General features: G+C 63.4%; 20 protein-coding genes. 7 read left to right on the forward strand and 13 right to left on the reverse strand.

Annotation, left to right across the window (positions count from 1 at the left end; genetic code table 11):
• Positions 1–28 precede the first annotated feature (28 nt).
• Positions 29–1864, forward strand: a complete 1836-nt coding sequence (locus LB543_RS04805; RefSeq protein WP_224613226.1) for a monovalent cation:proton antiporter-2 (CPA2) family protein — start codon at positions 29–31, stop codon at positions 1862–1864.
• Between the two features lie 15 nt (positions 1865–1879).
• The gene (locus LB543_RS04810) at positions 1880–2425 is read left to right on the forward strand and encodes a DUF924 family protein (RefSeq protein ID WP_224613227.1); all 546 of its coding nucleotides are present in this window, start codon (positions 1880–1882) and stop codon (positions 2423–2425) included.
• A 10-nt stretch (positions 2426–2435) separates the two neighbouring features.
• On the opposite strand, the gene folK is transcribed toward LB543_RS04810, so the two are convergent.
• Genes folK through folP form a run of 3 tightly spaced genes read right to left on the reverse strand, consistent with a single transcriptional unit; the run spans position 2436 to position 4143 of the window.
• A complete protein-coding gene (gene folK, locus LB543_RS04815; RefSeq protein WP_224613228.1) occupies positions 2436–2948 on the reverse strand; it encodes a 2-amino-4-hydroxy-6-hydroxymethyldihydropteridine diphosphokinase in 513 nt (170 codons plus the stop codon).
• Positions 2932–3291: a dihydroneopterin aldolase gene (gene folB, locus LB543_RS04820; protein WP_140701472.1), complete on the reverse strand. Its 360-nt coding sequence runs from the start codon at positions 3289–3291 to the stop codon at positions 2932–2934. Before folB ends, folK begins: the two co-directional genes overlap by 17 nt.
• A gap of 3 nt (positions 3292–3294) precedes the next feature.
• Positions 3295–4143, reverse strand: a complete 849-nt coding sequence (gene folP, locus LB543_RS04825) for a dihydropteroate synthase (RefSeq protein WP_140808606.1) — start codon at positions 4141–4143, stop codon at positions 3295–3297.
• A gap of 114 nt (positions 4144–4257) precedes the next feature.
• Here folP and LB543_RS04830 point away from each other — a divergent pair, with 114 nt between their 5' ends.
• A complete protein-coding gene (locus LB543_RS04830) occupies positions 4258–4878 on the forward strand; it encodes a DUF922 domain-containing Zn-dependent protease (protein ID WP_181178407.1) in 621 nt (206 codons plus the stop codon).
• A 222-nt stretch (positions 4879–5100) separates the two neighbouring features.
• Positions 5101–6582 carry an MDR family MFS transporter gene (locus LB543_RS04835; protein ID WP_224613229.1) on the forward strand — a complete coding sequence of 494 codons (1482 nt, stop codon included), beginning with the start codon at positions 5101–5103 and terminating at the stop codon, positions 6580–6582.
• Here the strand turns inward: LB543_RS04835 and LB543_RS04840 are convergent, their stop codons facing one another.
• The 3 genes from LB543_RS04840 to LB543_RS04850 form a co-directional block, all read right to left on the reverse strand.
• On the reverse strand, positions 6583–7614 hold the full coding sequence (locus LB543_RS04840; protein WP_224613230.1) for an NAD(P)/FAD-dependent oxidoreductase: 1032 nt from the start codon (positions 7612–7614) through the stop codon (positions 6583–6585). It abuts the gene before it with no gap.
• An 89-nt stretch (positions 7615–7703) separates the two neighbouring features.
• A complete protein-coding gene (locus LB543_RS04845; RefSeq protein ID WP_140757559.1) occupies positions 7704–8024 on the reverse strand; it encodes a 2Fe-2S iron-sulfur cluster-binding protein in 321 nt (106 codons plus the stop codon).
• Between the two features lie 144 nt (positions 8025–8168).
• Complete coding sequence (locus LB543_RS04850) at positions 8169–8537, reverse strand: Hpt domain-containing protein (protein ID WP_224613231.1); 369 nt, start codon at positions 8535–8537, stop codon at positions 8169–8171.
• Between the two features lie 275 nt (positions 8538–8812).
• On the opposite strand from LB543_RS04850, the gene LB543_RS04855 reads away from it, so the two are divergent.
• Both LB543_RS04855 and LB543_RS04860 read left to right on the forward strand, forming a co-directional pair.
• A complete protein-coding gene (locus tag LB543_RS04855) occupies positions 8813–15202 on the forward strand; it encodes a kinesin (protein WP_224613232.1) in 6390 nt (2129 codons plus the stop codon).
• Positions 15203–15326: 124 nt separating this feature from the next.
• A complete protein-coding gene (locus LB543_RS04860) occupies positions 15327–15941 on the forward strand; it encodes a 3'-5' exonuclease (protein ID WP_224613233.1) in 615 nt (204 codons plus the stop codon).
• Between the two features lie 38 nt (positions 15942–15979).
• Here the strand turns inward: LB543_RS04860 and LB543_RS04865 are convergent, their stop codons facing one another.
• From LB543_RS04865 to LB543_RS04880, 4 genes are read right to left on the reverse strand one after another with little or no spacing between them, the layout of a single operon-like run.
• The gene (locus tag LB543_RS04865; protein ID WP_224590188.1) at positions 15980–16630 is read right to left on the reverse strand and encodes an ABC-type transport auxiliary lipoprotein family protein; all 651 of its coding nucleotides are present in this window, start codon (positions 16628–16630) and stop codon (positions 15980–15982) included.
• Positions 16631–16667: 37 nt separating this feature from the next.
• On the reverse strand, positions 16668–18041 hold the full coding sequence (locus LB543_RS04870) for an MCE family protein (protein WP_140757564.1): 1374 nt from the start codon (positions 18039–18041) through the stop codon (positions 16668–16670).
• A gap of 14 nt (positions 18042–18055) precedes the next feature.
• Positions 18056–18865, reverse strand: a complete 810-nt coding sequence (locus LB543_RS04875) for an ABC transporter ATP-binding protein (protein WP_224590186.1) — start codon at positions 18863–18865, stop codon at positions 18056–18058.
• A 4-nt stretch (positions 18866–18869) separates the two neighbouring features.
• Positions 18870–20057 (reverse strand): ABC transporter permease, encoded by a 1188-nt coding sequence (locus tag LB543_RS04880; RefSeq protein WP_224613234.1) that lies wholly within the window; start codon positions 20055–20057, stop codon positions 18870–18872.
• Positions 20058–20134: 77 nt separating this feature from the next.
• Here LB543_RS04880 and dgcA point away from each other — a divergent pair, with 77 nt between their 5' ends.
• Positions 20135–21118 (forward strand): N-acetyl-D-Glu racemase DgcA, encoded by a 984-nt coding sequence (gene dgcA / locus LB543_RS04885; protein ID WP_224613235.1) that lies wholly within the window; start codon positions 20135–20137, stop codon positions 21116–21118.
• Here dgcA and LB543_RS04890 read toward each other — a convergent pair.
• From LB543_RS04890 to LB543_RS04900, 3 genes are all read right to left on the reverse strand, one after another.
• Positions 21089–22303 (reverse strand): MFS transporter, encoded by a 1215-nt coding sequence (locus LB543_RS04890; RefSeq protein WP_224613236.1) that lies wholly within the window; start codon positions 22301–22303, stop codon positions 21089–21091. The two genes, dgcA and LB543_RS04890, sit on opposite strands and share 30 nt — an antisense overlap.
• Before the next feature lie 130 nt (positions 22304–22433).
• Positions 22434–23216 carry a UDP-2,3-diacylglucosamine diphosphatase gene (locus tag LB543_RS04895; RefSeq protein WP_032936358.1) on the reverse strand — a complete coding sequence of 261 codons (783 nt, stop codon included), beginning with the start codon at positions 23214–23216 and terminating at the stop codon, positions 22434–22436.
• 284 nt (positions 23217–23500) lie between these two features.
• On the reverse strand, positions 23501–24109 hold the full coding sequence (locus LB543_RS04900) for a hypothetical protein (RefSeq protein ID WP_224613237.1): 609 nt from the start codon (positions 24107–24109) through the stop codon (positions 23501–23503).
• Between the last annotated feature and the right edge of the window lie 20 nt (positions 24110–24129).

The raw sequence follows: 24129 nt of genomic DNA on the forward strand, positions 1-24129 counted from the left end.
AGTGCTGTCGGACACAGGGACAAGAGGCATGGCAGCGGAAGCATCGGGCAGCGATCTAGTTCAGGTGGTGGCGTTGTTGGCGGCAGGCGTGGTGGCCGTCCCGATCTTCAAGCGCATGGGTCTCGGTTCGATTCTCGGTTACCTGGCCGCCGGCGCGGTGATCGGCCCGTTCGGCATCGGCGTCTTTTCCGAATCGGGAGCCATCCTCCATGTCGCCGAACTCGGCGTCGTCATGTTCCTGTTCATCATCGGCCTGGAAATGCAGCCGTCGCGGCTGTGGGGCCTGCGCCGCGAGATCTTTGGGCTTGGCGCGCTCCAGGTCGGGGTCTGCGCCGTGCTGCTGACCGGTGTCGGCATGGCCGGAGGGTTTCCGATCGCGCAATCCTTCGTCGCCGGCGCCGGTTTCGTGCTGACCTCGACGGCCATCGTCATGCAGCTTCTGGAGGAGCGCGGCGAAATCGCCTCGCCCAAGGGCCAGCGCATCGTCTCCATCCTGCTGCTGGAGGATCTGGCCATCGTGCCTCTGCTCGCCCTGATCGCCTTCCTGGCGCCCGGCGGTGCCGATACCAGCCTGTCGGAGCGGCTGACCGAGGTCGGTATCGGCCTCGCCGCGATCGTCGGACTGGTGGTGGCGGGACGCTACCTGCTCAACCCCTTCTTCCGCATCCTGGCGGATGCCCGTGCACGCGAGGTGATGACGGCCGCGGCTCTGCTGGTCGTGCTCGGGTCGGCGCTCGCCATGCAGCTCAGCGGCCTGTCGATGGCGATGGGCGCGTTCCTGGCCGGCGTGCTGCTTTCGGAATCGACTTTCCGCCATCAGCTCGAAGCCGACATCGAGCCGTTCCGTGGAATCCTGCTCGGCCTGTTCTTCCTTGCGGTCGGCATGTCGCTCGATCTGCATGTGGTGGCCGCGAACTGGAAGCTGATCGCCATCTATGTCGTCGCCTACATGGTGATGAAGGCCTTCGGCATCTACATCGTCGCCCGCATCCTGAAATCAGGCCACCGCGAGGCGCTCGAGCGCGCGGTCTTCATGGCGCAAGGCGGTGAATTCGCCTTCGTGCTCTATTCCGCGGCCGCCGCAGTCGGCATCATCGACGGCCAGGCAAACGCGACACTGACGGCGATCGTCATCATCTCCATGGTGCTGACGCCGCTGGCGATCATTGCCTTGCGCTATTTCACGCCGCGCGACGAGCAGTCGCTGGACGGCGTCGAAGTCGCCGACGGCCTCACCGGCAGCGTGCTGATCATCGGCTTCGGCCGCTTCGGCCAGATCGCCAGCCAACCGCTGCTCTTGCGCGGCATCGACGTCTCGATCATCGACAATGATGTCGAGATGATCCAGGCGGCCGCCGATTTCGGCTTCAAGGTCTATTATGGCGACGGCACGCGGCTGGACATCCTGCACGCTGCCGGGGCCGGCCGCGCGCGGGCCGTGCTCATCTGTGTCGACAAGCCCGACGCCGCCATCCGCATCGCCGAACTCGTCAAGGCGGAATTTCCCTTGCTTACGGTGCTGGCACGTGCGTTCGACCGCGGCACGGCGTTGCAGCTCATCCGCGCCGGCGTCGATTATCAGTTGCGCGAGACCTTCGAATCGGCGCTCGTCTTTGGCGGCTCGACGCTGGAAGCACTGGGCGTCGATCCCGAAGACGTCGCCGAAACGATCGAGGACGTCAGGCGCCGCGACACGGCCCGCTTCGAGACCCAGCTCGCCGAAGGCATCCGCTCGGGACAGCGCTTCCTGAAAGGCAATATCGGCACGCCAATCCCGACTCCGCTCTCCACGCCCCGCCGTCCTGGCCAGGCGCTCAACGAGGAAACGGCCGGCGTACTGCATAAATCCGAACCGGCGGATTGAACGAGGGAATCAGGCATGGAATTGGACAGCAGAGCCCTGTCGGTGACCAAATTCTGGCGCGACGCCGGCGAGGATGCGTGGTTCGAAAAGAACAACGCTTTCGATGCCGATTTGCGCGACCGCTTCCTCGACCTCCATTACGCTGCCGCCCGCCGCGAATGCGACGACTGGTCAGGACATGCGGAAGGCTCGCTGGCGCTGATGATCCTGCTTGACCAGTTTCCGCGCAATTGCTTTCGCGGCACCGGCCATATGTTTGCGACCGATCCACTGGCAAAGCATTTCGCGCAAAAGGCGGTCGATGCCGGCCACGATTTGGCGCTGGAACCGGAGGTCCGCGTATTCCTCTATTTGCCATTCGAACATTCAGAAAATCTTGCCGACCAGGACCGGTCGGTCGAACTTCACACGGTCAGGGCCGAGTTCAATCTGAAATACGCTCTGGAACACCGTGACATCATCCAGCGCTTCGGCCGCTTCCCGCACCGCAACAGAATGCTCGGCCGCGAGACGACGGCTGAGGAAAAAGCATTCCTGGACGACGGTGGTTTCTCGGGCTGATACCGCCGTTCTAGGCCACCCACCAATCCTGGCCGGATGGCAGCCGCTCGATGCCGGCCGCATCGACCGAGCCCAACCGATCGACAACGCGTTTGCCGTCTACGGTAAGGTCCCGCGCGATCTCGGCCAGCGGCGCCAGCACGAAGGCGCGCTCCAGCATCCGCGGATGTGGCACTTCCAGGCCCGTTTCATGGATGATGCGGTCGCCGAACACCAGGATGTCGATGTCGATCAGACGCGGCCCCCACCTCTCCTCGCGCACGCGTTTGAGCTTTCGCTCGGCATCGAGGCACAGGTCGAGCAATGCCCGCGGCGACAGCCGCGTCGACAATTCGGCGGCCGCGTTGAGGAAATCCGGCTGGTCGAGCTTGCCCCAGGGCGGTGTCCGATAGAGCGAAGAAACGGCGGCCACGTCAGTATCGGGATCGGCGTCGAGCAGGCGCAACGCAGCCCCCATCGACTTGGCCGGATCGCCCAGATTGCCGCCGAGGCTCAGATAGACGGTGTTACTCGGGCCAGACAACGGTCACCTCGACGTAATCGAGCACGCCAGGCACCGGCGCATTGGGCTTGCGAACGGTGATCTCGGCTTTCCTGATCTGGGGAAAGCGCCCAGTGAGAGCCTTTGCGACTTCCAAGGCCAAGGCCTCGATCAGGAAGCGCCTGTGTCCGGTGATGATTTCCTCGATGACGGTGAAGGCAACGCCGTAATTGACCGTTTCCCCGATGGCGTCATCGACGAGCGCGCGTCCGGGCTCGACGGTGAGCGAGGCATCGACATAGAAGCGCTGACCGAGCGCTTCTTCCTCATCCAGCACGCCGTGCCGGGCAAAGAAGGCGCAATTCTTCATGCGGATGACGTACATGGCTCAGCGTTCCGATCCGGTTTCCCGCGCCAGCATAGCATCCGCCACGGCCAGCGCGTCCACGTTGATTGCGACATCATGGACGCGAAACAGATGCGCGCCCTTGAGTCGGAGAATGACGCTGGTCGCCGCTGTCCCGGCAGCCCGGTCGGCGGCGTCGCGACCGGTGACGGTGCCGATGAAGCGTTTTCGCGACGTGCCGGCCATCAGCGGGAAGCCGAGTGCGCAGAGCTCGGAGAACCGCGCCATCAGGTCGAGGTTTTCCTCCGCGGTCTCCTTGGCGAAGCCGAAGCCGGGGTCCAGCACGATGTGGTCGTCGGCGACACCCTGCCCGCGCCCGATCTCCAGCGATTTTCCCAGGAACGCCAGCTGGTCGGCGATCACGTCGGGCAGCTTCTCGCGATCCCGGCCGGTATGCATGATGACAAGCCCGGCGCCGGTTTCGGCCGCCACCCGCGCAATGTCGGGTTCGCGCTGCAGACCCCAGACATCATTGACGATGTGCGCGCCGGCAGCCACCGCGAGCCGCGCTGTCTCCGCACGATAGGTGTCGACCGAGATCAGCACGTCGCCGGCATGCGCCAGTGCTTCGATCACGGGCAGGATACGGGCCTGCTCCTCGCCGGCCGAGATCGCGGCTGCGCCCGGCCGGGTCGATTCTCCGCCAACATCGATGATCGCGGCGCCTTCCCCGATCATGCGGCGCGCCTGGACCAACGCGGTTTCGGGAGCATCAAACAGGCCACCATCGGAGAAGCTGTCCGGCGTGATATTGAGGATGCCGACGACCACGGCCTTGCCGCCAAGCTCGAGATGACGCTCATGCGCCAGCTGCCATCGCCTCGCCGTCATTGCGCATCAACCATGGGTTCACCAACCAAGGGGCCATCAACGATGTGTGATCCGCATCGGATCAGTTCCGTTGCGCCGGCAAAGGCCGTAAAGCAAGGTGACCGAAGAGGCAACATGATGACACGATCCCTGCTCTGCGCACTGCTGCTTACCGTCGCCGTTCCGGCGGATGCGGCTAATCTGGTGAAGACATACAGCTATTTCGCCATTGGCGGCAGAACGCTGGAGGATATTGAGCAGCAACTCGCCAAACACGGGCCGCAGGTCAAAAGCACGGGGTCGCGCCACCCTGGCGCCACCCAGATGGCCTTCACGACACGCATCAGCTACGCCAGCCAGTCCGGCTCCTGCCGGATCGCCGACGCGGTCGTCACCGTCAAGGTCAAGGTGATCCTTCCCGAATGGCGCCGCCCGCGCAAAGCCGACGCCGATGTGCGGCTGTTCTGGGATACATTGTCGGCCGACATCAAGCGCCATGAAGACCGCCATGTCGAGATCGCCAAGAACCACGGCCGCGCATTGGAAGATGCGCTCAAGGCGACCTATCCGCAGAAGGATTGCGATGCGGCAAAAGCCAAGGCCGCCGAGATCACGGCGGCTGAGCTTGCCAGACACGATCAGGACCAACTGCGGTTCGACCGTGTCGAAGGTGTCAATTTCGAAAGCCGCATCCTGCGGCTGATGCGCTACCGGATGGAACGCATCGGAAGTGGCCAATTGCAGCCGCCGACCTGAATTTCCTCGCCGCCTCCGTTCGCCAGGGTCCAAGCCAACCGGGTGGAAGCGTAGAGCCAGTTTCGATTTTTTTTCGAGCACCAGGCGAAATCGGCCTATACGGAACGACATATCCAGGGTTGCCACGGGCACGAACTGGAAGCACGGGCATCACGATCGATCGTGACGCGGATGCACCAGGCAGACCCGATGCGGCAGCGCAAAGCGCGTGGACGAGAAGACATGGACCAGGCTGTCGACAAGCAGGCCGTGGCGGCGGCGAGCGCGCCGCTGACAGAAAGCGAAAAGAACGCCATCATCGGCGGCGTTCTCCTGTCGATGCTGCTGGCAGCCCTCGACCAGACCATCGTCGCGCCCGCCATGCCGACCATCGGGCGCTCGCTCGGCCATGCCGAATACCTGCCATGGATCGTCACCGGTTATCTCTTGACCGCAACCGCCGTGGCACCGCTCTACGGCAAGATTTCCGACGTCCATGGGCGTCGGCCGACCGTCTACGCGGCAATCCTCATCTTTCTCGCCGGATCGCTGGTCAGCGCACTGGCCCCCAACATGTTCGTCCTTATCCTGGGGCGCGCGATCCAGGGGGCCGGTGGCGGTGGCCTTTTCGCGCTGACGCAGACCGTGGTCGGAGACCTCGTCCCGCCGCGCGAGCGGGCGCGCTATGCAGCGTGGTTCTCAGGCACCTGGGCCGTCGCCAGCGTCGCCGGTCCGCTGCTGGGCGGCACTTTTGCCGAGCATCTGCACTGGTCACTCATCTTCTGGATCAATATCCCGCTGGGCTTTGTTGCGATGGCGATCATCAACAAGCCGCTCAAGAAGCTGCCGATCGTGGCCAAGAATCACAGCATCGATGGTCTCGGCGCATTGCTGCTCATCGTCGCCACGGCGCTGTTGCTGCTGGCGCTGAACTGGGGCGGCAGCGCCTATCCCTGGTTATCGCCGGAAGTCATTGGCGTCCTGGCGTGCTCCGTGCTTTTCTGGGGCGCCTTTGCCCTGCGGCTGACGCGGGCGGCCGAACCGCTCATTTCGCTCGAGGTACTGGGCAACCCGATCGTCCTGGCTGGCACTCTGTCGATGTTCCTGCTCCAGGCCTCCAGCGTCGGCCTCGCCGTCTATCTGCCCGTCTATCTGCAATCGATCCTTGGCCTGACGGCCAGCGAATCGGGCATTGCAATGCTTGGCCTTCTGCTTGGAACCGTGGCCGGCGCCGCTTCCAGCGGCCGCCTGATACCGCGCTTCATCCACTACAAGCGCATCGCCATGGTCGGCGTCATCTTCGCCATCCTGTGCATGGGCCTGCTGGCCTTTGTCGCCGGCGATGCATCGCTGCTTATCGTCGAAGTCCTGACCATCTGTATCGGACTGGGGACGGGGACGACATTTCCGGTAACCACCGTATCCGTGCAGAACGCCGTCGACCGCATGCATCTTGGCGTAGCGACGGGAGTGCTGACCTTTCTACGTTCGCTCGGCAGTGCATTGGGGGTCGCGATGCTCGGCGCCGTCGCTCTCGGATTTGGGTTGCCGCTGGCCGACGAAGGCGTCGAGGTGGCTGGACATGTCGTATCGGCCGAGCCCTTCGTGATGATCTTTCTCGTCGCGGCCGGCACTCTGGTACTGGGCCTTATCACGCTGACCCTGATGCCCGAGAAAGAACTTCGAGGCCACGTCGACGATCCGGCGCCGATCCTGCCGGAATAATTAGCCGGAGACGCCGAGCTTCTTCTGCAGGCTGGTCGACGAAGTCGTATACTGGAACACGATGCGTTCGCCGGGGCTGATGACGCGCTTGGCGGCCTGCGCCATCAGCGCCACCTCGTGGAAACCCGACAGGATCAGCTTCAGCTTGCCCGGGTACGAGTTGATGTCGCCCACCGCGAAAATGCCGGGCACCGATGTCTGGAATTTCTCGGTGTCGACCGGGATCAGGTTCTCATTGAGATTGAGCCCCCATTCCGCGATCGGGCCGAGCTTCATGGTCAGGCCGAAGAACGGCAGCATGCGGGTACAAGGCACCTCGATGTCGCCATCCGGGCCGCCCTTGATGGTGGCCGATGCCAGTTGGCCATCGGCTCCAGTGAGCCCGGCCACCTGGCCGACCTTGAATTCCAGCTGCTTCATCTCCTGCATGGCGTACATCTTGTTGACGCTGTCGGGCGCCGCGCGAAACTCCGCCCGCCGGTGAACGAGTGTCACGCTCCTTGCCACCGGCTGCAGGTTCAGCGTCCAGTCCAGCGCCGAGTCGCCGCCGCCCACGATGACCAGGTCATGGCCCCGAAAATCCTCCATCCGGCGGACCGAATAGAAAACGCTCGTGCCTTCATAGGCTTCGATGCCGGGAATTGGCGGGCGCTTCGGCTGGAATGAGCCGCCGCCGGCGGCGATCACCACCACCTTGGCCTCGAACACCTCGTTCTCGTCCGTGGTCACGCGAAAGCCGCCGTCGTCCAACTTTTCGAGACTGGAAACCATGCGGTTGTAGGTGAAGTCCGGCTTGAACGGCGCAACCTGCTCGAGCAGCTTGTCGACGAGCCCTTGCGCCGAGATCGAAGGCCAGCCGGGAATGTCGTAGATCGGCTTTTCCGGATAGAGTTCCGCGCATTGGCCGCCGGGCTTGTCGAGAATGTCGATCAGATGGCACTTCAGGTCCAGCAAGCCGAGCTCGAACACGGCGAACAGGCCGACCGGCCCTGCCCCGACAATGAGGACGTCTGTGCTGATGATCCCGGTCATTGATGCGCCTCGCTGCGAAAGTCCGGGCGAGACTGCATGACCATTGCCCCGCTGCCAAGCGTCAGCGGGAAAAATCGCCGATGTGGATTTCAGCCCTGCCGTTCGGGCACCCGCACGATCAGGCCGTCGAGTGCGTCGCGCACCTTGATCTGGCACGACAGGCGCGAGTTCGGCTGGACCTCATAGGCGAAGTCCAGCATGTCTTCTTCCATCGCCTCGGGCTCACCGACTTCTGCCGTCCATGCCTCATCGACATAGACATGGCAGGTCGCGCAGGCGCAGGCGCCGCCGCACTCCGCCTCTATGCCAGGCACGGCGTTGCGGATGGCATTTTCCATGACCGTCGAGCCGTTTTCGGCATCCATGTCGAAATGTGTGCCGTCATGGGCGATGAAGGTCAGTTTGGTCATTTGTCACCTGAAGGGAGTTTCGCCCGAGACGAAAGGAATTTCGCCCGGGACGAAAGCGAGTTTCGCCCGAGATAATCACTCCGGCAAACAAGTCAACTGCCGCGCGAAAGCGCCGCTCCGTGACGTTTTTGTCGCAAACCGGAATCAGCGATTGATGGCGGCGATGAAGTCGCGCACTTCGTCGATAAGCTTGCCGAGCCGATTGAGCGTCTGGAGGTTCTCCGGCTGGTGCTCGATATCGGTGGTGCAATCGGCGATGGCGAAGGCGCCCACGCCGCGGGCCGATCCTTTCAAGCCATGAGCCAGCAGAAGCCGGTCCTTGATGTCGGCATCGACTATTTTGTCGCGCACCGACAATGCCTGCTGTGCAAACAGCGCCAGCACCTCTTGCTCAAGGGCGCGGTCGCCCATCGTTTGCCGGGCAAGGTGTGCCAAATCGACCGGCCGGGACTGCCTCGTTCCCGACACGTCGCCCCCCGGCATTGAGAAGGCAATGCCGCTTTCGCCACGCATGAACTCGAACTCCATTTTCTTCGGCCGCCTGAAAAAACTAGGCGATTCCAGTGGACAACGGGTTAATGAATGGCCCGAAAAAATGTTGCCAAAGCGGCGCCCAAATCACGCTTCCGTTAACCTTATATTTAAAGTTTTACGTATCCCGCGGAATGCATGTTTTCTTTACCCCCCTGTGTCATTACGATACGAGGGTCCATTTTCAGCCTCCTGCGCGGGGGTAAGACAAACAGAATTATAAGCCCCCGCGGCAGCTAGTACAGGGTAGCGAAGGCATGGCGAAGAAACCAAATACGACCAGAAATCTCGACAGCGACGTAGCCAGGGAACTCGAAAAAGCGCTCGATCTCGACCTGAGCGGCGATACCGACAGTGGCGACCTCGATATCGCGGCTTCGATGGAAGATCTGGAAGCGCAGATATCGCAGGCCGCCGACGAGCTGGCACGCGAGGGACGCAATCAGCCGGCGGCGCCCGTCGTCAATCAGGCTCAGGCCGAGAAGCCCGCGCCAAAGGCCAAGCCGGCCGAACTTCGCCCGGTGGAGACGCGCAATGGTGGCCAGCCCGCTGGCTTCGCGCCAGCCAACGACGATCGCCAGAAAGATTACAAGACCCTTCTGCACAGCCTGAACAGGCGCGCCTCCAACACCATCTACTGGGTCATCGCCTTTGTCTCGCTCGCCTGGATCGCCGGCGCCGGCGGACTGGCCAACCTGCTTTTTGGACCGAGCATCTGGCGGATAGGCACGCTGGACCAGTTCTTTGCCCGCCCCGAACTGATCGGCCTGGCCGTCGCGGCAATCGTGCCCGTCATCCTGTTCTGGGCCTTCGCGGCGATGATTCGCCGTGCCCAGGACATGCGCATCGCCGCGCAATCGATGACGGAAGTGGCCTTCCGCCTGACCGAGCCGGAAAACATGGCTCAGGATCGCGTCATGATGATCGGCCAGGCCGTCCGCCGCGAGGTGGCCGCCATGGGTGAAGGCATCGAACGCACCCTTGCCCGTGCCGTGGAACTGGAAACGCTGGTTCACAGCGAGGTCAACCAGATCGAGCGCTCCTATTCGGAAAACGAAACCCGGATCAGGTCGCTGGTCGACGGACTGGGCAGCGAACGCGAAGCGGTGGTCACCCATGCCGAACGCGTCCGCGCCTCGATCTCCGGCGCGCACGAGACGTTGCGCGATGAAATCGGCGCGGCAAGCGACATCATCCGCGACAGCATCCTCAATGCGTCGACCAAACTGTCGATGACGATCACCAATTCCGGCGACACGCTGATCGACCGCATCAACGAAAGCTCGCTGTCGATCTTCGACTCGGTGGAGGGCCGCCTCGACAACATCACCGACCGGCTTTCGACCTCCGGCGAGGCTTTCGCCAGCCTGCTCGACACCCGTATCGCCAAGCTGACGGACACCACGGACGGCTTGACCCGCTCGTTGACCGACCTGCTCGACGACCGCACCACCGGCATGGTGTCGCTGCTCGGCGGCGCCGCGCGCACCCTCAATTCCGAGTTCGAGGCTAGCCTCGACGGCATCGAGCGTACCTTGGCCGAACGCGGCCAGGCGCTGATCAGCGAGTTCCAGACCCGCGCGGAAGCGCTGGATACCGGCACGCAGAAGCTCAATGCCGCGCTTGAGGCCCGTGCCCGCCAGATCAACGAAACGCTGGTCGAGCGTGCGCGTGAAATCGCCCACACCTTCGCCGAGAGCAAGGACACGTTGTCGGCCATGATCGATCAGGGCAAGACCCAGATCGGCGCCGACATGGCCGACATCGTCACCTCGACCTCATCCATGCTCGAAGCGCGCGCCAGCGATTTCGCCGGCCGCATGGAGGCAGCCCGCCACGTCGTGTCGCGTTCCTTCGACGCCGATATCCAGAGGCTTGCCGATGCCCGCGTCGGCATCGAGGAAGCCGTCGAAAACCACAGCCGCAAGCTCTCCGAGAGCCGCGAGCGCATGGCTGCCGCCATGGAGGCGGACCTGGAGAAATTCGCCGAGGGCCGCGCCGGCATCGATGCCGCCGTGACCAATCAGGTGCAGAAGCTGGCCGAAGGCCGCAGCCTGATAGCGCGTGCGCTCGAAGAAGATCTGCGCAAGGTCAACGAATCGCGCGCCGCCATCGATGCGTCGCTCGGCAGCCATCTCGAACGATTGGAGGAAGGCCGCAACCGGCTCTCTCTGGCTCTCAACGAAGACTCTGGTAAACTGGTGCAAGCTCGTACGATCATTGATGAAATGGTCGCCGGACATGTCGGAAAATTGGCAGAAGGCCGCAACATCCTGTCGCGTGCGCTGGAAGCTGATCTCGGCAAACTGTCCGACAGCCGCGCCGACATAGACGGCCTCGTCGCCGGCCAGGTCGAGAAGATCGCCGAGGGCCGCGCGGTGCTCGCCAAGGCGCTGGAAAACGACATTGCCGGTATCAAGAACCTCATCGAGGCGCATTCGGCAAAGCTGGCCGAAGACCGCACGCAGCTAGGCCGTTCGCTTGAAAGCGACCTGTCGGGCATACGTGGCCTGATCGACAGCCATTCCGGGCGCCTGGCGGAAGACCGTAGCCTGCTGTCGCAGACGCTTGAAGCCGACCTCACCAAGCTGGCCGAAAGCCGCTCCAGCATCGACGGTCTGGTCGCCGGCCAGGTCGAGAAACTGGCCGAGGGCCGCGACATTCTCAAGCGCGCCCTGGAATCCGATCTCAACACAATCAAGAACGTCATCTCGAGCCAGTCGGACAAACTGGCGGAGGATCGCGGACAGCTCTCGCGCGTTCTGGAAGCCGATCTGCAGAATGTGAACAGCGTCATCGCCGACCACATGAACAGGCTGGTTCAGGATCGCTCGACCCTGTCGAAAGCGCTGGAGGACGATCTCGCCAAGCTGGCCGAAAGCCGCTCCAGCATAGACGGGCTGGTCGCCGGCCAGGTGGAGAAGCTCGCCGAAGGTCGCGACATCCTGCGCCGCGCATTGGAAGCCGACCTCAACACGGTCAGAAACACCGTTGCCGATCAGTCCCAGAAACTGGTCGACGACCGCACCCAGTTCGCCCGTGCGCTGGAGGCCGATCTCGAAACCGTCAACAGCCTTGTCAACAGCCACTCGGACCGGCTTGTCCAGGAGCGTTCGACACTATCGAAAGCGCTGGAAGCCGACCTCGAAGCTGTCGGCAACCACGTCGACAGCCACACCGAGCGGCTTGCCCAGGAGCGTTCGACCTTGTCGAGAGCTCTCGAGGCCGACCTGCTGACCGTTAGCGGACACGTCAACAACCATGCGGAACGGCTTGTCCAGGAGCGTTCGACCTTGTCGAAGGCCCTTGAGGACGACCTTGCCAAGCTGGCCGAGAGCCGTTCCAGCATCGACGGTCTGGTCGCCGGCCAGGTCGAGAAGCTGGCCGAAGGCCGCGATGTCCTCAAGCGGGCGCTGGAGGCCGATCTTGCCAAGCTGGCCGAAAGCCGCTCCAGCATCGACGGTCTGGTCGCCGGCCAGGTCGAGAAGCTGGCCGAAGGCCGCGACATTCTCAAGCGCGCTCTCGAAGCCGACCTGCAGAAGCTGACCGAAAGCCGCGGCGATATCGACGACATCATCGCCGGACATGTCGGCAAGTTGTCCGAAGGCCGCAATATGCTCAGCCGCGCGCTGGAAGACGATCTCGGCAAGCTCGCCGAGACCCGCAAGGACGTCGATCGCTCGCTGTCGGGTCACATCGACCAGATCGCCGCCAGGAGCACGGACATTTCCGCCGCGATCGCTGCCGATGTCGACAAGATCGAGCAGGCGTTCAGCCGCCAGACCGGCATCATCGAGGAACGTGCCGGCACCATGGAGCGCGCGCTGTCGACAGGTGTCGACAACGTTCGCAGCGTGCTCGAGAAGAGCGCGGTCTTCGTCGCCGGCGCCTTGCGCGAAAAGGTGCTGGAAGTCACCAGCACGCTGCACGAACAGGCCGGTGCCGCCTTCAGCGACGCCGATCGCAAGATCGCCGAGCGCGCCGAACAGACGTCCGCCGCCCTGCTGGCACGGGCCGAAGACATTGCCCGCACCTTCGAGGAGGCCGATCGTCGCCTCCACGCCCGAGCGGAAGATACGTCGAACGCCTTGCTTGCCCGCGCCGACGACACCTCCAGCTCGCTGCTGGCCCGCGCCCATGAAACCGCCGATCAGCTAGCCGCTCGCGCTGGCGAGATCGCCGGCGCCTTCGACACGGCCGACCAGAAGCTCGCCGCCCGCGCACAAGCAACCACTGATCAACTGGCCGCTCGGGCTCAGGAGGCCGCCGATCAGCTTGCCGCCCGCGCTAGCGAGATTGCCGGCACGTTCGACGCGGCCGACCAGAAGCTCGTCGCCCGGGCCGTGGAAACGGCGCAGTCGCTGGCCGCCCGCGCCGGCGACATCCTGCGCAACTTCGAAAGCGCCGACCAGCGGCTCGGGATGCGCATCGGCGAATCCGCCGAGGCGCTCGCCGCCCGCGCGTCGGATCTCGGCCGCATCTTCGATGCCGCCGACCAGCACTTGGTCTCGCGCATCGCCGAAGGCTCGGACGCGCTGTCCAGCCGGGCATCCGAAATCGCCCGCATCTTCGACGACGCCGACCAGCGCCTGGTTTCGCGCATCGCCGACAGCACCTCGACGATCGGCGAGCATGCGCAGACCATAGTCGGCGCCTTCGCAAGCACCGAACAGAGGGTCGCCGATCGCGCGCGCCAGACCGGCCAGGAACTGGCCGTGCATGCCCGCGAAATCGAGCAGGCGCTTGCCGGCGCCGACGAGCGTCTCGCGTCGAGCGCGGCGGCCGCGGCCGCCCGGGTCGAAGAGCAGATCGCCGGCGTCGAAAACCGGCTCGCCTACACTGCCGAGACGATGGGCCAGAAGATCAACGAGCAGGTATCGACCGCCGAGGCGCAACTCGTATCGCGTGCCAATGTCATCGCGGAGACCTTCACCGCGGTCGGCCAGCATATCGGCCAGAGCACCAACGACGCCGCCAAGACGATCGGCGCCAACACCCGCGAGCTCAACACCATGCTCGCGGCGCGGTCCGCCGAGATGTCGAAGATCCTCGACGAAACCGCGCGGCCTTTGGTCGAGCGCTTCGCCCAGGGCGGCTCGGAACTGCAAAAGAGCATGGAAGAGGTCACCGAACGCGCGACAGAGAAGCTGCGCAGCGAGAATGCGACCCTGGTCAACGCGCTGGCCAACCGCACCGCCGAAACCCTGTCGGCGGTCGAAGGCGCCCGTTCGTCGCTGTCCGACAGCGTCGCCGATCTCATCGGCCGTATGACCAAGTCCAGTTCGCAGCTCGGTCAGCTGATCGAGCAGGCCGCGGTCAACCTCGGCGAGGTCGACCAACGCCTGACCGGCAGCACGCAAAGCTTCGCGGCGACCACCGAAAAGGCGGCGCAGACCTTTGCCAGCTCGGCTCGTCTGGTCGATTCGAACACGACAAGGCTGACGGAACTGTCGTCGTCGACCTTGCGTGAAGTCGCCTCGATCGCCACCAAGTTCGACGAACACAGCCGCCTGCTCGCCGGCGCTTCGGACCTGCTGAGCTCGGCCCAGAGCAACCTCGAACACACGCTGGAAAGACAGTCGTCGCTCGAGGATCTCGCCGTTGGCCTGGTCAAGAAGTCGGAGGATCTCGAAAGGGTCATGCGTTCTTTCGAAAACCTGGTCGGCCAGACGCTGCAGAACGCCGAAGGCAAGACGCTGGAATCTGCCGACAAGATCCGCAACGCCATCACCGATGTCGTCGAGTCGGCAACCAAGCGCTTCGCCGATGCGACCGAGGAAATGCGGCGCACGGCGGGCTCGATCAAGAGCGAACTCGACCTCACCCGCGCCGAACTCAAGAAAGGCGTCATCGAGATGCCGGAAGAGGCCAAGGAATCGACCTCGGCCATCCGCCGCGCTGTTTCCGAGCAGATAAACGCCTTGAAGGAGCTTTCGGATATCGTTGCGAAATCCGGTCGTGGCGGCGACTCCTCGGAACCGCGCCCCTTGCGCCCGGCGCCGCAGGCACCGGCCGCACGGGCCGCCGAGCCGCCCCGTCGCGCCCCGGCACCGCCGCAGGCGGATTTGCGCCCGCCGCAGGCGCCGCTGGGCGGCGCGGGACTGCGTGGCACGCTCGATCTGGAGCGTCCGGCGGAGGCGGCACCGCGCCAGCGTGCCGCCGACACCACTGCCCGCGCGCCGCAAGGCGGCTGGGTGCGTGATCTGCTGACCGCCGCGTCGAACGATGCCGACCTCCAGCCGGCGGCCCCCCAGGCGCCTGCCGAAGCCCCGCGCCCGACCCCTGCCCAGCGTTCGCCACTGCATGTCGTGGAATCGCTGAACTCGCTGTCCGTCGATATCGCACGGGCGATCGATCACGATGCCTCGATCGAGCTGTGGAACCGCTACCGGCGTGGCGAGCGTGACGTGTTCACACGCAGGCTTTACACGCTGAAGGGCCAGCAGACGTTCGACGAAATCCGCCGTAAGTACCAGGCGGAGGCCGAATTCCGAGCCGCCGTCGACCGCTATTGCGACGATTTCGAGAAGCTGCTCAAGGATGTCTCGCGCAACGACCGCGACAACATCATGGCGCAGACCTATCTCACGTCGGACACCGGCAAGGTCTACACCATGCTGGCCCATGCCAGCGGCCGCCTGCACTAAGCGGTCGACGAGCCAAAACGAAAATGGCGGGGGACTCCCGCCTTTTTTCTTGAAGGCACTGATGTCGCCACCCGGAAGACGCATCCGGGTTTTATCTCGTTTTCCCGGAACCGGATCCTGAGTTGTGAAGACGGCAATCATCTTCGACTGCGAGTTTCTCTGCCTCGAGGGCTCACAACGCAGATTCTGGTGCGCGGCGCATGACCCCGATCCGGTCATCGCACAAATCGGCGCGGCAAGGTTCGGCCTCGAAGGTGACTTCCCCGTGCTGGGCACGCACAAGGCCTACATCAGGCCGATCGACCGATTTGGCGAGAGATACGCGCTCGATCCGTTCTTCACCAGGCTGACCGGAATCACCGAAGAAGTCATCGAGGCAGAGGGCGTCGAGCTGGAAGAAGCTCTTGCCGGCATCGATCGTTTCTCCGATGGGGCTCGGTTCTGGTCCTGGGGCAAGGACGAACTGAACATGATCGCCATCAGTTGCTATGTCGCGGGCATCGAGCCGCCCATCCCGGCCACCCGGTTCGACAACGCCGTCAAGCTGCTGATCGCGGCCGGCATGCCGATCGAGGACCTGGCAAGGACGCCGAGCAACAAGCTTGCGGATTACTACGGCGTCGAACACCCGCCATTGCAGGGACATGACGCGCTCGACGATGCGCTGTCCGTGACTTACACCCTGCAGCACCTGATGAAGACTGGAAAGCTGCGGCCGGACGTCTTTGACCGTCCGTAGCCTGAAAGAGTTTGGTGGAATCCCTGCGCGCCTGACGCTCAGATCACCGAATCGGTCCACCGGACGATCTGTTTGGCAGCATCGCCGAAGGCCGCGTCGAGAGCGCCGACATAGGCCGGGTTGCCGCTGCCCGATACCGGTGCCGATGCGGTGAAACTCTTGGAAGCCTTCACTTCGCCGTTTCGATCGTTGAGCAAGCGCACGAACAGCTCGACCTCGGCATGTTCGCCGCCGTCGACACGCACTTCGAAGGACCGGACCTCGACGATCACCTGATAGTCGATCGCCAGCCCCTCGCCCGGCTTCCCGACGCCGGCAAAGCTGCCCGAGCGCTGGAACGTCTCGGCCAGCCGCGCCTGCACGACCAGCGGCAGGCGGTCGGCCCATTGAGCGCCCTTCAAATATTGGATCGAGCGATCCGAGGGTTTGATAACGATGTTCTGGCTGTCCAGCGCCTTCAGCGCCGAAGGCTGCGCGATCAGGATTTGCTTGCGGCTATGGCCATGCGCGTCGACGGATGGCGCTGACAGTTCGAACGTGTCGAGCGGTGTGGGCTTGGCGCCCAGCACCGCACAACCGGCAACCGCCAGGACAAGCAGCGCCGCGGCTGATTTCAACCCGCCCGTTCCAAGCCTGCTCAAAGTCACGCGTGATCCCCGTTGTCCCCGGATCGTAAGATCAACCCGCATTCGCGAGCAATGTTCTTGCGGCGGGCCGGCGCCGAAGTCAACGCCGCGCCCTGCCGTCGAACTGCCGAACCTCGCCTTCGCCACCCGAAAGGATGCGCTGCGGATTTCGGCTGAGATCCGTCACCGCCTCCTCGATGCGATTGATCGAGCGGCGGCTGTCCTGCACAAGCGCCTCGACATTCTGCAGCCCCTGACCGGAGAAGCGCGCCAGATTGTCGGTGATGACCCCAAGGCGGGCATTCAGCGTATCGGCGACCTGCTTGAACGATTTCAGCGTATCCCTTGCGTCGGCCAACACGCCGTCGGCCTGGCCCGAGCCGAGCAGCTTGTCGACCTTGGCGAGGATGCCGTCGACCCGCACCGAGGCGTCGTTGAGCCGTTGCGCCAGGTGCCTGGCGTCCTTGATCGTTTGGTCGATGTCGTCGGCCCGATTGGCGATCTTGCCGGTCACCTGCGCGATATCGGCTGCCGCCTTGTTGGCGCTGTCGCTGGCCTTCTGGATGTTGGCTAGGGCCGTGCGGACCTGCGCCGGGTCGATACCATCGAGCACGCCGTCAACCTTGGCCAGTGTGCCTTGCGTCTGCTTGGCGAAATCGTTGACCGATCCCACCGCCGTATCGACGTTCTTGATCACACCATCGAGCTGCCGCGAGGTTTCCTTGAGGTTCCCCGTCACCGTATCGACATTGGCAACGATGCTCTTGATCTTGTCCTTGTCGACCGCGTTGAGCAGGCCTTCCGCCGCCTTCAGCGTGCCGTCGAGCTTTCCTGAAACGCCTTTCAGCTCATCGGACAGCGCGCTGACGGCGGACAGGAATTTGTCGATACCGTCGGAATTCCTGGCCAGTGCATCGGAAAACGTCTGCACGTTGTGCACGGTCTGCGTCAGCGGCCCGCGGACGTCCTTGGTGAAGCCTTCCAGCTCCGTCAGCACCTTGTCGGCGCGGGTGAAGATGTTCTGCGCCGTCTGCAGCAAATTGGTCACCGCCGATGGATTGGCGACGATCTCGGCGACCTTGCCTTCCTTTTCGGCCTGGTCGAGCAGCTTCACTTCCTTGGGGTCGGCGCCCTTGAGCTCGATATTGGCCTGCCCTGTGAGGCCGGCAAGGCCGATATCGGCCTGCGTCGACTTGGTGATCGGCGTCATCCGGTCGATCTCGGTGTCGGCGATGGCGACAGTCGGATTGTCGACGTCGATATAGACGCGCTTGACGTCGCCGACCTTGACGCCGTTGAACAGCACGAAGCTGCCGCGGCCGAGACCGGAGGCCGAGCCCGGAATGCGCACCCGAAGCAGCGTCGTCTCACCCCTGTTGCCGATCGCGGCCGTCCAATAGACGAAGCCGAAAGCCGCCAGGATCGCAACCAGCGTGAAAATGCCGACAATGACGTAGTTGGCTCTGGTTTCCATTGCTTCACTTATGGCTATGCACGTGCGGCAAGATCAAGTTGCCGGGCGCGTTTTCCGCGGAAATAGGATTTCACCCACGGTTCCTCGCTCTTCAGCATGTCGTCGATAGTGCCTTCGACCAGCACCTTTTTCTTGCCGAGCACCGCCACGTGATCGCAGGCGGTAAACAGCGTGTCGAGGTCATGGGTCACCATGTAAACGGTCAGGTCCATGGTGTCGCGCAGCTTGACGACGAGTTCGTCGAACTCGGCCGCGCTGATCGGATCGAGGCCTGATGTCGGCTCGTCGAGAAAGACGATGTCCGGATCGAGCGCCAGCGCCCTGGCAAGGGCGGCACGCTTGATCATGCCGCCAGAGAGCTCGGAGGGGAATTTCAGGGCCGCGTCCGGCGGTAGCCCGACCAGTTCGACCTTGAGCAGCGCCAACTCGTCCATCAGCTTCCTGGGCAAATCGAGATATTCGCGCATCGGCACCTGCACGTTCTCCATCACGGTCAGCGACGAAAACAGCGCACCATGCTGGAACAGCACGCCAAGGCGCATGTCGATGCGCAGACGCTCCATATCGCTTGCCTTGTCGACATCGACGCCGAACAGTTTGATTGTTCCCGACTGCTTGGGCATCAACCCGAGAATGGTGCGCAACAGCACGGACTTGCCGGCGCCCGAGGCACCGACGAACCCCAGTATCTCGCCGCGCTTGATGTCGAGCGACAGCTTGTCGAGAATCAGCTTGTCATCGATGGCAACGGTGACGTCGCGCACCGAAAGCACGATCTCGCTCTCGTCCGGCACCTCAGTCGTGACTCCGTTGCCTTTTGCCATGTTACTAGAACTGGATCGCTGCGTAGAACATGGCAAAAAGCCCATCGAGGATGATGACGACGAAGATCGATTTCACCACCGAAGCGGTCACGTGCTGGCCGAGCGATTCGGCACTGCCGCCGACCTTCATGCCCTCGACGGAGGCAATCGTGCCGATGATCATGGCCATGAAGGGCGCCTTGATCAGGCCGGCGAAAATCGTGCTTAGATCGATTGCGACACGCAACCGGTCGATGAATGCGGCGGGCGGGATATCGGAGTAGAGCCAGGCAGCGACAATGCCGCCGCCGAGTGCCGCGAAATTGGCGATGATCGTCAGGCATGGCAAGGCGATCACCAGCGCCACAAGACGCGGAAAGACCAGGACGCCGATCGGGTTGAGGCCGATGACTTTCAGCGCATCGACCTCCTCGCGCATCTTCATCGAGCCGATTTCGGCGGTGATCGCGCTGCCGGAGCGGCCGGCGATCATGATTGCCGTCATCAGCACGCCGAGTTCGCGCAGGATCAGCACGCCGACGAGATCGACGACGAAGATGTCGGCGCCGAAATAGCTGAGCTGATAGGCGCCCTGCTGAGCAACGATGGCGCCGACTATCGCCGACATCAGCACCACCACGGGTATCGCGCCGACGCCCATGCGATCGATCTGGTTGAAGATCGCCGCCGGATTGACGGCATGACCGCGGCCGAGCTTCATTTGCGCGCCACGGATGGTGGCGCCCAATATATTCATCGAAGCGAGGAAATCGTCGCGCATCTCGTAGACGCGCCGGCCAACCGCCTCCAGCGCCCGAATGACGATGTTGGGCGGCCGCGCCGGTCCGGATTCGGGTTCGCGCCGGACAGCTTCGTTGACCGCGTCGAGCAGGATGGAAGCGATCTCGCTCTGGCCTTGCAGCCGGACCTCGACGTTCTTCTTCTCGAAGGCGCTGACCAGCCGGTCAATCAGCCAGGCGCCGGCGGTATCGATTTTTTCGATTTTCGAAAGATCGAGCGCCAAAGTCTTGAAACCGCTTCGTTTCTCGATTTTGCGCATGTCGGCGTCGATCAGCGCCACGGTCCGTGTCGTCCAGATACCTGAGAACGCGCAGCCGAGGACATCACCCTCCTCGCCGACCGCCACGCGCGGGTCGTGGTCAGCCCCTGAGGCGGCCGTGCCGCTTGCGTCGCGTTTGCCGATGGTCAACATGGCGTCCTGTTTAACCTGATGGGTCTGACCTTGTCGATTTGCCGACAACCCTTCTCGCATCGCCGGAGCAGAAAAATATGGCGCGTGTCATTTCGGTCGAGGCCGAGCGGTTTCCGATCGCCGGAACCTTCACCATTTCGCGCGGCTCCAAGACCGAGGCCGAGGTGATCACCTGCACGATCAGCCAGGGTAGTCATAGCGGGCGCGGCGAATGCGTTCCTTATAAGCGCTATGGTGAGACCATGGACGGTGTCCGTGACGCGATAGAGGCGATGCGCGACCGGATCGCCGGCGGCATGGACCGAACCGCCCTGCTTGACGCAATGCCTGCCGGAGCGGCGCGCAACGCCATAGACTGTGCCCTTTGGGACCTTGAAGCCAAGATCAGCGGCAATCCGGTGGCGGACGCAATCTGGCCGGCCCCGTTGCATCAACTCGAGACCGCCTACACGCTGTCGCTCGGCGAACCCGAAGCGATGGCGGCACAGGCTCGCGCCAATGCCGGCCGGCCGCTGCTCAAGGTCAAGATCGGCGGCGACGACGACATCGCCCGCATCCGGGCGGTGAGACAGGCCGCGCCTGAGAGCCGACTGATCCTCGATGCCAATGAAGGTTGGACCGACGACAACATTGTCGCCAACTTCGCCTTTGCCGCCGAACAGGGAATCTCCTTGATCGAGCAGCCGCTGCCGGCGGGCCGGGACGGCATTCTGCGCCACATAGCGCATCCGGTGCCGATCTGCGCCGACGAGAGCGTTCATGAAGCAAGCAACCTCGAAGCGCTTGTCGGTCTCTACGACGCCGTCAACATCAAGCTCGACAAGTCCGGCGGGCTGACGGCGGCGCTCACCTTGCGCGACCGCGCCCGTGAATTGGGCTTTGGTGTCATGGTCGGCTGCATGGTCGGCACGTCACTGGCAATGGCGCCGGCGGTGCTGCTCGCGCAAGGAGCCGATTTCGTCGACCTCGACGGTCCGCTGCTGCTTGCTCGCGACCGTGTGCCGGGCCTCGTTTACCAGGGATCGCTCGTCTCACCCCCGGGTCGGGCGTTGTGGGGCTGAGCGCGCGGCAAGCCCGATCAGCACGAGACCAATGATCGCGATCGGGATCATCGCCAGGAACCCGTCGACGCCAAGGCGGTCATAGAGCGGACCGGAAGCCAGCGTGACGGCGGCCATGAAGAAGCCGTTGAAGAAATAGGCAATGCCTTGCGCGGCACCCGTGCGCTCTTCGGAGACGGTCTCGGCGATCATCTTCTGCAGGCCGATCAGCACCATTGCGACAGACACCGAATGCAGCGACTGCACGGCGAAGAAGCCACTGACGCCAAGGCCGAGCGGCCACACCAGCGGAAAGGCGATCCAACGCACGATCGAACCGATTCCGGCAATGAGCATGACCCGGACGACGGGTACGGAGGCGAATATGCGATTGAAAAACAGGAACATGCAGACCTCGGACACCACGCCCCATGCCCATAGCAGACCGACGAGGGAATCGCTGATGCCGATCGATTTCCAGTAGATCGAGACGAAGCCGTAGAGGAAGGCATGGCTGGCGGTGATGATGCCGACGCCAAGCGTGAAATAGAGGAAATAAGCATTGAATAGCCCCGGCGCCGCGTGCTGGATTTCCGCCGCCGACAACGGCGAGGCTTTGCGCGGCCGCCCCATGCGCGGCGCCAGCAGGCCTGCGGCGAGTGCCGCGCCAAGGGCAAGGAATATGATCACCGGAACGGCTTGAGGGCCGCTGGCCGCCAGGATGAAGCCGCCCGCGACATTGGCCAGGAGATAGCAGATCGACCCCCATTTGCGCATGCTCGCATAATTGGAACCGAAGCGGCGCACGCCCGAAAGCGCCAGCGAATCGGCGATCGGCGAATGCGGCGTCCAGACAATGGTCAGCAACAACGACACTGCCAGCACAGTCGCATAGGTCGGTGTCAGGAAGTACCCCGCGGAGAGCAGCAGCGAGGCCGCGACCAGCACGACATAGACATCGGCGCGGTCCCTGGCTCGGTCGGCGAGCGTCGTCAGCAGCGGCGTCGTCACCACGCGCAGGAACATCGGCGCCGCCAGGATGACCGCGATCTGTTCGGCGTGAAATCCCTTGGCCTGCAGCCAAAGCGGGAAATAGGGCAAATGGGTGCCAAGTGATATGAACAACGTGCCGAAGATCAGACTCATGCGCAACTCAAAACGGCTCGGCTTCACGAGTTGTTCGGGCGAAAGCGGTGGCAGCGGCATGAATCGATCCAATGACGCTGCGCTCAACGACCGGCGAGCAGCGCAAACCGATCCTTAACATGAGGAAAAACCGGGCGAAACCGGCTGGACCAGTCGATTGGCACCAGAACGTTCAGGGCCGGCTTCCGCCTCAGGCGGCCTGCACTACCCTGTCCTCGATGAGCATCGGGATGAAGGGCTCGTCAGGCGCTTCAGGCAGGATATGCGCCCATGTCAGGATTTCCATTCGGCCGTCGAAATGCTCGACCACCGCGGTGCAGCTCTCCACCCAGTCACCGGTGTTGATATATTGCACGTCGCCATAGCTTTCGATGGCGGCATGGTGGATGTGCCCGCAGATGACGCCGTCGACATGCGAGCGTCGCGCTTCCTCGCTGAGCACCGTCTGGAACGAGCCGATGAAGTTCACCGCCTTCTTGACCTTGACCTTGGCCCAGGACGAAAACGACCAGTAAGGCAGGCCGAGCAGCTGTCGCAGCCGCGTGATCACCCGGTTGACCTGCATGGCGGCGTCATAGGCATGATCGCCGAGATAGGCGAGCCAACGCTGGTTGTGGACGACGGTGTCGAACTGGTCGCCATGGATGACCAGCAGCCGCCGGCCATCGGCGGTTTCGTGGATAGCACGGTCGGCAACGACGATGCCGCCGAAATGCACGCCCTGGAACTGGCGGGCGAATTCGTCGTGATTGCCGGCGATATAGGTGATCGAGGCTCCCTTGCGCGCCTTGCGCAGCAGTTTCTGCACGACGTCATTGTGGCTTTGCGGCCAGTGCCAGCTGCGCCTCAGGCGCCAGCCGTCGACGATATCGCCGACAAGGTAGATGATGTCGGCATCGTGGTAGCGCAGGAAATCGATCAGGAAATCGGCCTTTGCCGCTTTCGAGCCCAGATGGACATCGGAAATGAACATGCTGCGGAAAGTGCGGGGCTCTTGGCCTGGCATCGCGGATCACCCTTGCTTTCGAGCAGCCTATGCCCCGATTCATGCAACAACCGTATGACGGTTACACTGTTTTAAGCCGTCTCGACGTTGCGTTCTACCAGCTAAGTGACTGAAACTGCTTTGAAAAGTATTTCAATCAACGGCGCTCTACAAAATTGGTTTTGCAAGTCATTTGGTAGTCAACGGGTCATTAACGGGTCATAACGGACCGCAGCGGTTGTCGGTTCTGTCGAAAGTACTGGCCGACGTGATCAACCGTAGAGGCTGCCTAAATCACCAAATAGCTGCTGCCGCCGCGCGTGTTCGTTCGCTGCGGATTGCTCGCGCTGCTGGCGATTCTGCATGAACGACGCGACCGCGTCACCGATGCCCGGCAGGGCCGCCACAGCGGACGGAACGACGGGTGCCGGAGCGACGACATCGCCGAGCGCGGCCGGTGCCGGCCCGGCAGACGGCGCCATGGTTGCGGCGATCGACGGTCCTGGCTCGCCGCCGATGCCCATGCGACCGGTAATGCCCGCAGCCTTCGCGCCGTACCACTGGCTCCATCCGGCGCGCTTGGCCTCGTCGAGCGCGAAGTCGATGCCGCCCTGCCAGTTCTTGCGCGGGTCGATGCCAGCGGCCACCGCCCGATCGCCAAGACCGGCACCGGTGCCGCTGACGTAAAGCTGGAAGGGGCCGAATGAATTCTCCAAGGGGCCGAGCCCCGGCGCCTGGCTGCGCGGCGCCGGCCCCTCGCCGTGCCGGAACGGGTTTTTCACGCCGCCCTCGCCGTTCGCGACGCGAAGCGCCACGTTCGGATCGATGCCGCGGGATTGCGCGGCCCGGATGATATAGTCGGTTACAGGGTCATTCGACATACGGAAAACTTCCTGTTATC

The organism is Mesorhizobium sp. ESP7-2 (genome assembly GCF_020164715.1).
Lineage (GTDB): Bacteria > Pseudomonadota > Alphaproteobacteria > Rhizobiales > Rhizobiaceae > Mesorhizobium.